12 protein-coding genes are annotated in these 13,846 nt (G+C 41.2%); 3 read left to right on the top strand and 9 right to left on the bottom strand.

Annotation, left to right across the window (positions count from 1 at the left end; translation table 11 throughout):
* Nucleotides 1–29 precede the first annotated feature (29 nt).
* Nucleotides 30–998 (bottom strand): LacI family DNA-binding transcriptional regulator, encoded by a 969-nt coding sequence (locus MHB46_RS06565; RefSeq protein ID WP_341161890.1) that lies wholly within the window; start codon nt 996–998, stop codon nt 30–32.
* Between the two features lie 445 nt (nt 999–1,443).
* Between MHB46_RS06565 and MHB46_RS06570 the strand changes: the two genes are divergently transcribed.
* Together MHB46_RS06570 and MHB46_RS06575 are read left to right on the top strand one after the other, a co-directional pair.
* Nucleotides 1,444–2,169 (top strand): AzlC family ABC transporter permease, encoded by a 726-nt coding sequence (locus tag MHB46_RS06570; protein WP_341161891.1) that lies wholly within the window; start codon nt 1,444–1,446, stop codon nt 2,167–2,169.
* Nucleotides 2,166–2,489 (top strand): AzlD domain-containing protein, encoded by a 324-nt coding sequence (locus MHB46_RS06575; protein ID WP_341161892.1) that lies wholly within the window; start codon nt 2,166–2,168, stop codon nt 2,487–2,489. Before MHB46_RS06570 ends, MHB46_RS06575 begins: the two co-directional genes overlap by 4 nt.
* A 44-nt stretch (nt 2,490–2,533) precedes the next feature.
* Here the strand turns inward: MHB46_RS06575 and MHB46_RS06580 are convergent, their stop codons facing one another.
* The 5 genes from MHB46_RS06580 to MHB46_RS06600 all read right to left on the bottom strand — a co-directional run bounded on the left by MHB46_RS06580 (nt 2,534) and on the right by MHB46_RS06600 (nt 9,849).
* Nucleotides 2,534–4,267: an ABC transporter ATP-binding protein gene (locus MHB46_RS06580; protein ID WP_341161893.1), complete on the bottom strand. Its 1,734-nt coding sequence runs from the start codon at nt 4,265–4,267 to the stop codon at nt 2,534–2,536.
* Between the two features lie 154 nt (nt 4,268–4,421).
* Nucleotides 4,422–7,484: a lantibiotic dehydratase gene (locus MHB46_RS06585; protein WP_341161894.1), complete on the bottom strand. Its 3,063-nt coding sequence runs from the start codon at nt 7,482–7,484 to the stop codon at nt 4,422–4,424.
* Nucleotides 7,485–7,629: 145 nt separating this feature from the next.
* Nucleotides 7,630–8,307, bottom strand: coding sequence for a winged helix-turn-helix domain-containing protein (locus MHB46_RS06590; RefSeq protein ID WP_341161895.1), 678 nt, complete (start codon nt 8,305–8,307; stop codon nt 7,630–7,632).
* Between the two features lie 50 nt (nt 8,308–8,357).
* The gene (locus MHB46_RS06595; RefSeq protein ID WP_341161896.1) at nt 8,358–9,620 is read right to left on the bottom strand and encodes a lanthionine synthetase C family protein; all 1,263 of its coding nucleotides are present in this window, start codon (nt 9,618–9,620) and stop codon (nt 8,358–8,360) included.
* 76 nt (nt 9,621–9,696) lie between these two features.
* On the bottom strand, nt 9,697–9,849 hold the full coding sequence (locus MHB46_RS06600; protein ID WP_103048208.1) for an FDLD family class I lanthipeptide: 153 nt from the start codon (nt 9,847–9,849) through the stop codon (nt 9,697–9,699).
* A 198-nt stretch (nt 9,850–10,047) separates the two neighbouring features.
* On the opposite strand from MHB46_RS06600, the gene MHB46_RS06605 reads away from it, so the two are divergent.
* Nucleotides 10,048–11,409 carry a lanthionine synthetase C family protein gene (locus MHB46_RS06605; RefSeq protein WP_341161897.1) on the top strand — a complete coding sequence of 454 codons (1,362 nt, stop codon included), beginning with the start codon at nt 10,048–10,050 and terminating at the stop codon, nt 11,407–11,409.
* Here MHB46_RS06605 and MHB46_RS06610 read toward each other — a convergent pair whose 3' ends face one another.
* Genes MHB46_RS06610 through MHB46_RS06620 form a run of 3 tightly spaced genes read right to left on the bottom strand, consistent with a single transcriptional unit; the run spans nt 11,410 to nt 13,786 of the window.
* Nucleotides 11,410–12,144 carry an ABC transporter permease gene (locus MHB46_RS06610; RefSeq protein ID WP_341161898.1) on the bottom strand — a complete coding sequence of 245 codons (735 nt, stop codon included), beginning with the start codon at nt 12,142–12,144 and terminating at the stop codon, nt 11,410–11,412.
* 14 nt (nt 12,145–12,158) lie between these two features.
* Nucleotides 12,159–12,866: an ABC transporter permease gene (locus tag MHB46_RS06615; protein WP_341161899.1), complete on the bottom strand. Its 708-nt coding sequence runs from the start codon at nt 12,864–12,866 to the stop codon at nt 12,159–12,161.
* Nucleotides 12,863–13,786, bottom strand: a complete 924-nt coding sequence (locus MHB46_RS06620) for an ABC transporter ATP-binding protein (RefSeq protein WP_165176096.1) — start codon at nt 13,784–13,786, stop codon at nt 12,863–12,865. Before MHB46_RS06620 ends, MHB46_RS06615 begins: the two co-directional genes overlap by 4 nt.
* Between the last annotated feature and the right edge of the window lie 60 nt (nt 13,787–13,846).

Below are 13,846 nucleotides of genomic sequence, written 5' to 3' on the forward strand. Positions count from 1 at the left end.
CCGAATGAGCTAATATTTTTACAATAAAATCATGTAGTTTCGCCTTGCTTGAAGACAACGGGGAGATGATACACTTGCTGATCTAAAGTTTCACCTTCGATTTTCTTATAAAGCAGTCTGATTGTCATACGTGCCATCTCCTCCACTGGCTGCCTGATTGTAGACAATATCGGATGAAAATAAGGATGGTCCTGAATCCCGTCGTAGCCGATAACCTTTACATCCTCTGGAACGCGAATGCCCTCCCTGCGTGCTCTTTCTATATAGTTGGCGGCTAACATATCGGTAATAGCAAAAATGCCGTCCACATCGCGATGCTCATTTAGGAACTCGTTAAAATAGGCATCGTCGTCCACTATAGGGTCGGGCTTCTCGTAGATTACATAATCGACTCCCAATGTTTGCGCCTCATGAATGAAACCTTTTCTCCGATTCATGGTTTCACTGAAAACGGAAGTGACACTTCCCATAAAAGCCGGCTTCTGGGCTCCCACTTTAACAAGCTCCCTCAAAGCCAGACGCCCTCCCTCATAATTATCGGAGGTCACACAAGTAATTTTTTTGTTGAAGTGCCTATCAATACTTACAATCGGAATGTCATTGCTTACGCTATTTTCTATATCATTGTAAGTAATGCCGACAATACCAGCCACTTTGTTTTGCCGTAGCATATCCAGATAATACAGTTCTTTTTCGGGCTTGCCGCCGCTATTACACAACATGAGCTTAAAGCCTTCCCGATCCAACTCATCCTCAATGTAATAAGCCAGTTCAGAAAAAAAAGGATGCCAGATACTTGGAAGCAGCAAGGCTACCATCTTGGATTTCCTCATCTTGAAATTTCGAGCGACTTCATTAGGAAAATAATTCAGTTCTTGTATAGCTTCCTCCACTTTTCTGCGTGTATCTGGTTTTACAGAGCCCGAGTTGTTAATAACTCGGGATACAGTTCCTACAGCTACGCCAGCTAAGCTAGCTACATCTTTAATACTTGGCATCGGCATCTCCCTCCCCCTATCTCTCTTTATGAAAATTATAATAACACTAAGATGGAAACGTTTCAATTTTGTTGATGCTCTTTTTTCGCTGAAGCTCTTTATCTTCCTTACCGGGCTGAAGCACCAGCGCGGATTCCATTAGGTATACGTCCTTGTCCTCTACTGCACGATCCTTGTACTGAAATGTCCTTCCATAATAACATCGGTAGTTTGAATAATTCTTCATAAATCAGATCGTGGATGCTTGTAGCGCATAATAGACTGCAAGTTTCTTTTTACTATAGAGATCATAGGGTCAAGTTCTAAAAAGCAATAAAATAAACATTCTCCCTGTGTGTTCGCTATAGAAATCATTCAATATAACGTACAAACGTATAGTATATTGATACTTTACAACTTACGTTATATACTATTATAAAATTTATACACTGGGGGTGAGGTTAAAATGTCCATAGCTTCGGAGTTGAGCGGAACGAAGCCCGATTCACTCAGCTTTTTACATGGGGTTAAAGATTGTATTCCTACATTGCTCGGTTATGTATGTATTGGGTTCGCGGCAGGCATTGTGGGTGCCTCATCAGGGGTTAGCACCATGGAAATTGCCTTCATGTCGGCGCTTGTATACGCCGGAGCCTCTCAGTTTATTATGTGCTCGATGCTGGCTGCAGCCAGTCCTCCATCCGTCATTATTTTAACGACATTCATTGTGAATGCTCGTCATCTGCTGTTAAGTGCGTCGCTGGCTCCTTACTTTTCTAAATATTCATTGTGGAAAAATATAGGCATCGGCGCTCTTTTGACGGACGAATCCTTTGGAGTAGCGTCGGATAAATTGGCTAAAGGCGGGCAGGTCAGTGACCGCTGGATGAACGGGCTTAATATTACAGCTTATCTCGCTTGGATTGCATCCTGTGTGGCGGGAGGGGTTCTCGGGAACTGGATTTCCCGGCCGGAGACTTTTGGTCTGGACTTTGCCTTGCCTGCGATGTTCCTTGCCCTGCTTATTTCCCAGCTCCAAAGTGTCCAGACCTCCAAACTCAAGCATCGTCTGCTGCTTGTGCTATGTATGGCTGTTCTGATGTACCTTTTGTCCTGGTGGGTGCCATCACATATCGCCGTCATTGTAGCGACCATGATCACCGCAACGATTGGAGTGTTAACCGACAAATGAACATTAATCCCAATGTCCTGTATATCATTATCGGTGCCATGATTGTCACAGCCATCCCAAGGATCATTCCCTTTGTCGTGCTGCAAAGGCTGGCGCTTCCCAAACCAGTGCTACAATGGCTTTCCTATATTCCCATCTGCATATTCACAGCCCTCGTGATGGAGAATTTGCTCGTCCGAACCGAATCCTCAGTCACTCTTAATGGGCAAGTGCTTATGGCTGTCTTTCCTACGCTAGTGACCGCCTTGTGGAGCAAAAACCTGCTGGCTACCGTCGTTGTCGGTATTGTGAGTATGGCTGTAGTTCGACTATTGTGGTGAAGATAAAAATTACCCTCCTACAATAGGAGGGCATCTGCCATTTCTTATGATCCACCTGTCGTCCTTACTAACGAGGGCGACAGATCCTCTTCCTCAAAGTCACATTCTCGTTGTGAAAGATACGAGGAGGCTTGAAGCCTGAACATTTCTGCATACACTCCGTCTATATCCATTAAGCGTTCATGGCTACCTGCTTCTACAATTCTGCCTTCCTCCATTAAAATAATGGTATCCGCCATACGTGCGGAGGACAATCTGTGGGATATAAACACTCCAATTTTCTCATGAATAAGCTGATCAAACTTTTGAAAAACCTCTTTCTCCGCATGTGGATCCAAAAAAGAGCTCGGTTCATCCAAGACATATATATCGGCATTTCTCATAAAAGCCCTGGCTATTGCAATACGCTGCCACTGTCCTCCGGATAGCTGCTGTCCATCTTCAAACCATTTTCCAAGCAAGGTATTCATTTTATCAGGCAGGCCGACTATCAAATCTGTAATTCCCGCCTTATCTATAGCTGTCCAAATAGCCTCATCATTTTCTCTGGAAGCCACATGACCAAAGCCTATATTATCTCTAACAGCCATCTCATAATGTACAAAATCCTGAAAAACAACGCCTATCTTTTCTCTAAAAATGTCTTTATCCAATTCATGTATAGAATGTCCATTAATTAATATTTCTCCTTCAAAATCGGAATACAAATGAGTTAGTAACTTCACGATCGTTGATTTACCCGATCCATTTCTCCCTACAATCGCCAGCTTCTCTCCTTGATGAAGCTTGAAGCTAACATTAGAAATGGCATTCTCCTCCGTGTTCGGGTATCTAAACGATACATTCCGGAATTCAATACTATAAATAGCGGACAAAGGCAATTGCTGAACCGTTTTTTGTATTTTTGCCTCTTCCGGCATATCTAAAAAATCAAATAGCTGCTTGATATACAAATTATTTTGACACAAGCTTAAAATCCCTTGTACAATGCTCTGCGATGTTGACTGAGTTAACGTGATACCCTGAATTAAGCTCACCAAGTTCCCCACTAAAATTTGACCAACATAAGTGGCTTGTATGGCCATGAAAATAATAAATGCACACGCACCCTGATTTAAAATCTGAAATACAAGAGAAGTATAGGATCTACGAACCGCTAGCACTTTATCCTCGCGATAAAACCCTTCGAGTATCGTTTTGTATCTTTTTCGTAGATAGTCTCCCAATTGAAATATTTTCACTTCTTTAAAACTATTATCTCTTGTCACCAAAAACGACAAATACCAGGATTCACGTTGTCTTCCTGCTCTTTGAAAGTGAACATTAAATTCTCTTTGCCCGATACGTAAAAAAGAATAGAATGACAAGCATGGAATGAGAAAAATGAATAAGAATGCCCACCATCTCCATGCGATAAGAATCGCACCCGTCGAAAATAAGGTTACAACACTGCTAATAATAGCAAGGATTTGAGTAAATATTTCAAACGGCCTAAAATCTGCCTCTCCCTGAGCACGTTGAAGCATATTTTGCACATCTGCATCCTCAAACGACTGCAAAGACATCTTTTGTGCTTTTTCAATAATTCTGATATTTACCTGGTTTGATAGCCGGCTTTGAAACATTTTACGAAAAAAGCTTTCGCCAATATTGATCAGATCGTACAGCAAATTGACACCGATTAAGACGCCAAAAGCTATAAAAACAGGTTGAAAGCTTCCCCCTGACGCTCCGGCCACGACACTGTTGATTAATTCTCTCGTGGTTAAAAGGATCACAGCAGGAATTGCACCCTTCAACAAATTCGTAATGAGTATAGCAATCAAAAAGGAAGGATGTGTGTCCCAAAGCAGTCTGAATATACGAGGCCAAAATAGAAAGGTACGAAATATATTTTTATAGGACAAAGAGATCAGGTCATTGGTTTGTCCATTAGACTGTGACATAGCTTACCCCTTTCCTATGCAACAGGTTAGCTACTGTATGCTTAGCTAAAGCCATACATTTTATTTCTCGCTCCCTATTTACACCAAGCAGACGATTCAAATGCATATGAATGATACTGCCCAAAATATCATCAGGATGATTGGTAAGCTCGTGATTATTTTTAGCCAGGTTTATCGCTTGAGCATACTGCTGAATCATAGTCTGTCTTTTTTCTACAAGTGCTAAGAAAGCAACCTGTGTGGCCGAATCTGCTTGTCCAATCCATTCATAATTCGCTTCTACAGCGGTAATCAATGTTTTTTTGACATCCCTAAACGCCTTCATATGAGGCTTGCAATCAATTCTCTCTTCTAGCCAGCTCACTTGCTCCTGAATTGTTAAGCCAAAACCACTCAGATAATGAATAATGTTAATCACAGCCGCTATCTCTATGTCCAGATTGAAAGCATTAGAGCGAATTCCCTTCATATAGGCGATGACCCATTGACTATCCACGTCAAAAACCTGTTCTGCCAGCTCCATAAGTGTCTGTCCTCCATACCTCTCCAATTCAGGATGGTATGTATCTATGACCATATTCGTTATTAGCCCCTCTTCACGTAACTGCGCCAAACCAGCTGTCCATAGCTTATCGGGCTCTCCCTGAAAACGTAAACGGATATGATGTTCAGGATCAACGTATCGCAAAAAGTAAAATTTTTGACTCCAATCCTTAAACCCCGGCTGTTTTAAGAGATGCCCTAGGCTTAAGCCTACCAGGTCAGTCTCTCTTTCCTTGACTCCGTACAATTTAAGGTATAGCCACTCGCCTCCTGGAAGTATTCCTCTATGAATGCTGGAAGGAGTATGAGCAATGAACTTTTGCGAATCAACATGGTTTTGCGAACTAGGGATACTCGGTTTCACCTTTATTTTTTTCTTCTTTAGCGGAAACACAAATTCCCCCATATATCTTTCTGCTGCCCCCTGCAATGGGGTATGGAATGGATTACCCAAACACTCGGTAAGAAGAAGCTCCTGTCCTTCGCGTATCTTGCTCACCTCACGTAGCAATTCTTTGATATGGAAGAGGTTGCATAGGTCTAATAAAAGGCGATTATCCCCCATCGTTAGGTAAACATAGCGCGGTACATTCCATTGTTGTCTCCACACCTGGAAAAGTTCTTCTCCTTCTTTGGACTCGCATGATTCTGAAATATTCAATGAAGCTTTGCTCAGTTTCCACTGCGCAGCACTAATAATGATCTTTTTATATACTAGTCTTGGCAAAAAAGGGGACTGCTCTAATGGCCCCCAGTCAAAATAAGACCACGTACCAATCTCTTTATTAGTAATATCCGTTAAAAATCTGAATATATGTGGTGAAAGCTTGTAATTCAGCATGTGTGTTTGCAAGGGGATTATTTCCTTACCCAAACGTCTGGACTTGACATAAAAACGATCATGAGTAGCACCCACCACTAAATCATCAATACAAAGCGTATGGTCCTCATCTTTAGAAGACGTGGTTCCCGATACAATCTCATATTCCATTAAATTTTTGCTTAATGAGATGTTGGATATTTTCCCTTGTTCCGGCATAAAAACCATCTCTGATAATAACGCATCGGGATGAAAGCATCGGTGATGATCATATATTTCAGATAATTTTTGTACAAACTCCTCACTAAACATATCCAGAAAACGTCCAAAGGTTTTACCCGCTCTATTCGAGCCAGCACTGGCTCCAAGTAAAAGCGAATAGTCTCCAGAATCAACTTTTTCAGGAGAATCAGCAAATATACTGTAATAGATCTCCATTGATTCTGGGGAAGTGCCGTAGTTATCAGAAATCATCAGTTGCTCCAACTGTTCATCTGTAAGGACGAGTTCTATTTCATGATTAGAAATGGCATTCGAAACCCATTGAAAGAGAACAGCGTTGCGTTTAAATGCCTCCATGCCCATTGATTTTTTTTCATTTGAACGATACATTTCCGGTATACCCAGACCCCAATCCTCATCAAAAAGTTCATGAATAGGAACCTCCTGATACACACCGTACTTTTCCAAGAAACGATTCAAATATTCAGCCAATTCATCCGTTTTGGGGGATGCATACAATTTGCACATGACTTCAGCCCCTAATGAAACCTCATCAAGCACATGTTTCGGCAGCGTTACTTCTTTATCCAATTTAACATCAACTTGTACAGGTGTTTTTACAGAAATGATATCCAGCATTTTGTCACATAATTTCCGGTAGACCTTCTCTCCTTCTCCAATCGTGCATTGATTATATTGAAGTAATAAAGCATCAATTTCGTGTAAAATGTGAATCCAAGGATCGGAAATGTCAAGATTTTTAATTTTTTCGAATATGTAATGAAAGGGTGAATGATCCATTAACGGAGGTCTAAGCTCGCTCAAAATAAACTCTTGCTCTGCTAGTTGCTGCAAATAATCAGCTATGATTTCCAAAGTAGCGTCAGGGAATGCCTTTAATAGTATTTCTTTCAGTTCCATCACCCGAATTGGGTGTTCCGCAGCTTCAAACGTCATTCGAACAACGTCAGTAAACCGAATGGAATTAAAAATTTCTGCCGAATCATCAGCTTCTGCTGCTCCATGCTTAGGTCGGAATGGTAATTTGGCTCGATTTCCTTTGATCATAACCGTTTTGTTTAGGAAAACCTTTAGTTGATTAAATATGGCCGGATCAGCTTCTATTTTTTGAATCAGTTTATATATCCATTCCATGTCAGGTCTGGCTCTCTTCAGATGCTTAGGATAGCTACCAATATCCAGATCGGTAGTCTTCCCGCAAATCCCCTGCCCCACTCCTGAAAATAACCCAAATGGAGTCGTTCGGGTAGTCATCCGAATAAAATAACGATAAAAGCTGTTCAGCGTCTTCTCATACTTTTGTAGCTCTCCTTTATCATCCAAAGCATGACTATCATTCAAGTAATGTAAAAACTGCATTAGGGACGGAGAGGCTAATGATATGGCTTCTTGAACAACAGCTTCTTGGGATATCAACTTTAATCGACGAGTTATTTCCTCCAACGTAAGCTGGCTGTCCACATCTTGATCCGAAAACACCTGAAAATATCGGTTTAGCGATAGTAATGGAGCTCTGATTAGAAAAAAATCACATGCACTAAACCATCTTTCATCCCGATCTCTCACTTCATTATGTAGTTTATGCGCATCAGTGTAATGCAGTTGTCTCTTCACAACTGACCACCTCCAAGTTTTTAGGAAATATATTCAACTTGTAACCGATTCCATGACATGTTACCAGAATTTTTGGATGACTTGGATCATCTTCTATTTTCTCTCTCAATTTTCGGATGTGCACATACACCATATTAGACGTAGTAAAAGCATCCACTCCCCAGACTCTGTCTATAATGTGATCAATCGTAGAAGCACACTCTTTTGCAGTTAGAAGATACATTAATAATCGGAATTCCATCATAGTCAGCATATGCTCATGCCCTTGCTTCCAAATAACCTTTCCAGCAGGATCAAAAATGACATTGGATGATAAACTAATAGCCTGCTGTTCTCTTTCCACTCCACATGCAGATGAAGCCATTGAAAACAGTTGTTGGAGGAGATCCAATTGCCGTTGGTCATCACTATGATAGGAAAGAAAGATAAATGGAACCGTAAATTTTTCTTTAATGCTGTGCCAGTAAGACAAGTCCTCTAGCGTTAAATGATCCTGATTCAAAGCTATACCGATACACTGCTCATCAATCTCCGGTAGAGCCTGGTAAAGCGAATCATAAAACATGATTCGAATGTTTTCTGGAGTGCTTAAAGTCTCAAAAAAATGCTTAATCTTCCTAAAAGATGATATAACCATAAATTTTTGTTTCATCTAATCCCCCCAAAACCAATGCTTCAGATAAGCAATAAGGTAGAGCGCCCTTAAGAAATTAGAAACAATTCACTCCATCTCCCTGAATATTTAGGATGTTCTTTCCCAATTCCATAGTCCAGCAAACTTAACGCAATCCCTGTTGCTCCTTGCAGTATTCCTACATTATGAACATGAGTTGTCCCCTCCAAATCCCGGTATCCAAATGGGAACTCTTCATCGTATAAATTTACTAACTTTAAAGCTATCTGATCGGCAAAGTGTAGGGCTGCTATATTACCGGTTAAGCTATAGAATCTATGAGCCATATGAAGCAAACCGGCCAACCCGTGACAGAAAGTAGGGGATAGCGCGTTTAGTAGCTCATCATCTAAGTAAAATATGGATTTGATAGCTTTTTCCGCTATCTTTTTCCATTCTCCATTACTGCACTCAATTCCTGCTCTGAATAATGTCCAAGCTATTCCAAAGGTTCCATGACACCAGCCTTCAATTTCTCTCATCCCTACTTTTTTCTCTCTCTTGTTCATTGAAAACGCTTGAGAGTTTACAGGCCAATACCAGCCATATTGATCCTCCTGAATTTGAATAAGCAAAAAATCGGCTATATGTTTTATAGCCTCATGTAGTCCTTCAACTTTGATCTTTTTTTGTAGGGCAGTGACAAGTAGTGCAAGTACTCCGGTGATACCATGCGCCAAACCTAGATAGATTGAAGCCGAATCTTCCCTTGACGACAAATATATATATTCAGGTATAAAGTGCGTAATGGTGTCTAATAGTTGACGAGACAGATCACACATCGTCTTGTCTTCAGCAACCTCCAAAGTGTATCTGCCCACTCCAAGCAGTCCATTGATGATATCCATTTGCCTACTGAACTCTGTAGTTGTGCCAATTCCAGGTAAATCCCCCCACTTTACTTCAATATACTTATTAAGCTGAGAGATTAAATTGTTATAATTAGCTCTGTTATTGGAAGCTAATAATATGCCATAAGCTACTCCTGTTGTTCCATAATAAAGAGAAATACGAGGCAATAATAATAGAGAGTTAGCATCTAAGTACCGTAACTGACTATGCACATGCTCTGCCCAATTTTGATCAGGCTCCAGGTAACCCCATTCGGACAACAGCACAAACACACCCGGAATTCCATCGGCAAGCGAGCCAGGATTCCAAGGGGACTTTCCACGTGAAGGTGAAAGGTTGTTTGTATGATTAACTATCTTTTCTGTATATGATAGGTCTATTAGCTTTTGTGCTATATACTTACTGATTTCAACTGATCTCCCCTTCAAATCTTCAACCATAAATCCTTCCCTCATTTTCATAACTGGAAAAGACACGGTTATAGAAACCGTGCCTTTTTTCCATGTATTTTCGTTATTAACACGTTTTGCAGAAGGTAAGACTAACTTGACAATTCAAAGTACCTGTTGCACATGAAGGAGTACAGATAAGACCACTGGCTGGTTGAACCCCTTTTGGAGCAACCTCATTTTTGGCTACTTGCAAGTCCAGATCAAATTGATTTTTCATCTTGTTACCTCCTTTTATTTTTTACAATTTTATTATAAGTTATATAATCTTAACTAGACTTTATATATTTCTTACATTTGTCTTAATTTCAACGAGTACATTTAAGATAAACCTTCATTACTTTTTAGTATTTTTAAGGACAACACACTAGATTTTAGTGACAATATTAATGAAGAAAAAAATAATGGAGGCTTTTATATGAAAATTGATAGTTTTGTTATACAACAATCCGACCAAGTTCGTGCAAGAGATATTAGTAAAAAAATTGCTTTACGTCTATGCGAGCCCGAATCCGTCTATGCAGCAGTCCATGCGGAACACAATGTTTCGCCAGAAACAAAGTACCACCCATGGGGAGAAACTTCACTTTCGCATGGTTATCCTGGTAACATTCATTTACTATCGCAATGGCGTGCTACAGACCCTTCGTATGATTGGAATAGAGCCATACATTCAAACATGGCCCAGATTCAATCCTCACTTGCTAAAAATGGTCTTCACGACCTCTCTCTTTACAGTGGCTGGGCAGGCATCGCTTCGTCCGTAAGAGAGGCTTCTAATCATGGAAAATACTACAGTAATTTCTTACAGCAAATACATCAATGGATGGTGCCTCTTACAGAGCAATGGCTTCAGTCGAACACAGAACAATTAAGCCTTCACGAAGGTATGCCTATGCAAGCCTTTGACACCATTTCGGGAGCTTCAGGGATTGGAAGATATATTTTGATGAACTCAACCGATCCTATCTGCACTCCTCTTGTTGAGCCAATTCTTCAATTTCTTACCGATCTTACACGTCCCATACATATTCACAATCGTTATGTCCCAGGGTGGTACTCCCCGCAAAAGTTTCAATTTTTAGACCGGGATAAACGTAACTATCCTCTGGGCAATTTTAATTGTGGAATGGCACACGGTATTCCTGGACCGTTGGCTTTATTATCTGTAGCTTACAGTGCTGGAATTGAAGTAAAAGGCCAATATCAAGCGATTGAAACCATTGCGGAATGGTTGCTTAAGTATAAATATGAGGATGAATATGGTAGCTACTGGCCTCATATTGTTCCATTTGAAGCTGAAACAGGTTCTCTGCGGTTTGATTTGGAACGAGCAAGAGAAGCATGGTGCTACGGTACACCCGGCATCACCTGTTCCCTATTTCTTGCCGGAAAGGCTCTCCATAATGTGGAACTGCAAAAATTAGCTGTGAAAGCTTGTGTCGGTGCAATCTCCTATGAGATAGCTAAGCGGGAAATGGACTCTTCTGCACTCTGTCACGGTCTTACTGGATTACTTACCATCTCTTGGCGAATGTGGCGGCACAGTAAAGAGCCTGCATTTCTCCCGCTTATTCAACAGTTAACGAATTGTCTGCTTGATCGCTTTCAAATGGATAGCCCACTTGGATATCTGGACCCCGAGCCAAGGTCAGATGGCTCTTTGACTTGGCTGACAAAAGCGGGCATGCTTGAAGGCGTTGCTGGGATTGCAGCTACTTTATTAAGTGTTTCTGAGAACAAAGAGATCGGTTGGGATTACATCCTCATGCTATCCTAACTACAACCAGTCCCTATTCACAAACATCTTTTTCCCACCATACAGATAGGCTAAAAACGTAAAAATGACAATCAAGCCGAGGCTGTAAGGCTCAACTCTGGGTGCATAAGTCGCTGTTTGCGGCATCATAATATAATAAGGAATCGTAAAAGGAAACCACGCACCTATGGAAGAATGAAAGCCTGTTATGACAATATTAGGAACCACACAACAAATAGACATTCCCAAAGAAGCTCCAAAATTCCGAATTTTTATCGAGAGGATAAGCTGTAATGCTGCCAGGGGAAAAATCCCGAGCCACCCTCCCAAGCCGGTAGAAAGAACGACAGACCAAGGGATTTCTCCTGGAGCACCTGCTATATTTCCACTTACAAAATAGCCTACTATAAATATAAGCTGATCAAGACCCAGTATGAGAATGAGCAATATATATTTTGCATAATAAATTTGCTGACGAGGATACGGGCTGCTTAATAAAATCTTCCATCCCCCATCCCGATGCTCATACGCACACAAAAGAGAAGCGATAATTCCACAATAGAGCGGATAAAAAAACATAGAGTGAAATTGCGCTGAATACGTATATAAAGTTAACCAGCTGGGCGAAAAAAACTGCTTCAAATCGTTCAGCTCCAGGACTCCCATTAAAGAATTTATGACCGCATCTAATATAATGAGAATCCATACCATGATCCATTGAAGCTTTATCGTCTCTACGCGTAAAATAGAGCCCATGTATCTTCTCCTCTCTATTTGAATTCATGCTTGGTAAACTGTAATGTACCAAGTCCCGTAAAGATGACTCCCGCACTTAAAGCAACGATTACCCAAATCATGTGTTCCTTCATCAGAGGACTTGATAGTGCAGGGTACGACCAAGGCAATATTTTAATCCACAGAATACTTGTGCGTGCCAAAAACAAGCTTGCAATAGAACCGAATATACCAAACGCTAATGGGAATGCCTGATTAGTGAAAAGCGTAGACAGCCAAAGTTGAATTGCAAGTACTGGTAGGGTAGCCAAGCTTGCATTAATCGGCTGTAACAGCATGATCCGCCAAGGAATGGGTTCGCTTGTATATAACACCCAGATGAGGCTCATACCTGCTACAGTGATCAAGGCAGTACCCAACTGCAGAATCACGATCCATACGATTTTGGATAAATAGATATAGCTTCTGGGAACAGGCATGGCCATAAGCTGCTTCCATGTTTGAGTATCATGCTCTGTACCGGCCATAATGCTCGCCAAAAGTGTACCGCCAAGCAGCATCACAAACGAAAGGAACATAAACATAACGGCAAAACCAGCATAGACACCTCCTGGTCCTTGCCGAAAGTAAAGATACCATTCCACGGCAGTCATGCCTGTAAGTACACACCCCTGTATAAGAGGAATCCACCAGCATATTTTCTTCAGCTTAAGACCCTCTGCCTTTATAACCCGGAGTATCATAAGCTTCGCTCCTTACCTGTCAGTTCCAGGAATATCTCCTCCAAGGTTTTTTTCTTCTCTGTGACCCGATAAATGGGATGATTGTGTTCCACAAGCACCTTGATCATCTCCGAAGATTGTTGCCGATCTACAATAGGAGTCACGACCTCATTTTGTTCAATCGATTCAGCTCCGGCCGTCCATCCATACTGAATCAGTGCACCGGCAGCCAGAACAGGATCTGGGGTTTCAATGAATAATTGAGGCTTGCTTTTGGCGGTGAGTTCCTTCATCGTTCCCTGGAAAATCATTTCACCCTGATTAATAATTCCTACATAGGTTGCAATCTGCTCAATTTCGCTTAATAAATGGCTCGAAACCAGTACCGTCATTCCGTAAGCGCCAGGAAGGCTCATAATTAACTCCCGAATTTCCTGAATACCAGACGGGTCCAAACCATTCGTCGGTTCATCAAGTATCAATAATTTGGGGTTCGCAATAAGCGCCATAGCAATCCCCAGTCTTTGTCGCATCCCCAAGGAATATCCCTTTACCGGACGATACGCATCCTTGCTTAATCTCACTAAATCCAGCACTTCATGAATTCTTCGGGTCGGAAGTCCACGCATGGTTGTGACGATTTCCAAATTTCGATATGCAGATAAATGGGCATAATAGGCAGGTGATTCAACCAAGGAGCCAACATCCTTCAATATTTCCATACGCTGATCCTTTAGCTTTTTCCCGAAAATCTCAATTTCTCCGGATGTGGATTTAATCAGCCCAAGCAGCATACGAATCGTGGTTGTTTTACCCGCCCCATTAGGTCCTAAAAATCCATAAATCTGCTGTCCGGGTACCTGGAGATTTATTCGTTTTACAAATTCCCGTTTTCCAAAACGCCTAGTTAGCTGCTGTGTATGTATTACATATTCAGACATTTCCTGATCTCCTCTCGACTTCTAATACTGAATCTTAAGTTACATACAGTTTACTGAAGT

Source organism: Paenibacillus sp. FSL H7-0703 (assembly GCF_038003485.1).
GTDB lineage: Bacteria > Bacillota > Bacilli > Paenibacillales > Paenibacillaceae > Paenibacillus > Paenibacillus polymyxa_B.

What these genes read in the sequence shown, in the direction of transcription:
- MHB46_RS06565 (WP_341161890.1), bottom strand. Translation starts at nt 998, where the DNA reads ATGCCAAGTATTAAAGATGTAGCTAGCTTAGCTGGCGTAGCTGTAGGA.
- MHB46_RS06570 (WP_341161891.1), top strand. Translation starts at nt 1,444, where the DNA reads ATGTCCATAGCTTCGGAGTTGAGCGGAACGAAGCCCGATTCACTCAGC.
- MHB46_RS06575 (WP_341161892.1), top strand. Translation starts at nt 2,166, where the DNA reads ATGAACATTAATCCCAATGTCCTGTATATCATTATCGGTGCCATGATT.
- MHB46_RS06590 (WP_341161895.1), bottom strand. Translation starts at nt 8,307, where the DNA reads ATGAAACAAAAATTTATGGTTATATCATCTTTTAGGAAGATTAAGCAT.
- MHB46_RS06595 (WP_341161896.1), bottom strand. Translation starts at nt 9,620, where the DNA reads ATGGTTGAAGATTTGAAGGGGAGATCAGTTGAAATCAGTAAGTATATA.
- MHB46_RS06600 (WP_103048208.1), bottom strand. Translation starts at nt 9,849, where the DNA reads ATGAAAAATCAATTTGATCTGGACTTGCAAGTAGCCAAAAATGAGGTT.
- MHB46_RS06605 (WP_341161897.1), top strand. Translation starts at nt 10,048, where the DNA reads ATGAAAATTGATAGTTTTGTTATACAACAATCCGACCAAGTTCGTGCA.
- MHB46_RS06610 (WP_341161898.1), bottom strand. Translation starts at nt 12,144, where the DNA reads ATGGGCTCTATTTTACGCGTAGAGACGATAAAGCTTCAATGGATCATG.
- MHB46_RS06615 (WP_341161899.1), bottom strand. Translation starts at nt 12,866, where the DNA reads ATGATACTCCGGGTTATAAAGGCAGAGGGTCTTAAGCTGAAGAAAATA.
- MHB46_RS06620 (WP_165176096.1), bottom strand. Translation starts at nt 13,786, where the DNA reads ATGTCTGAATATGTAATACATACACAGCAGCTAACTAGGCGTTTTGGA.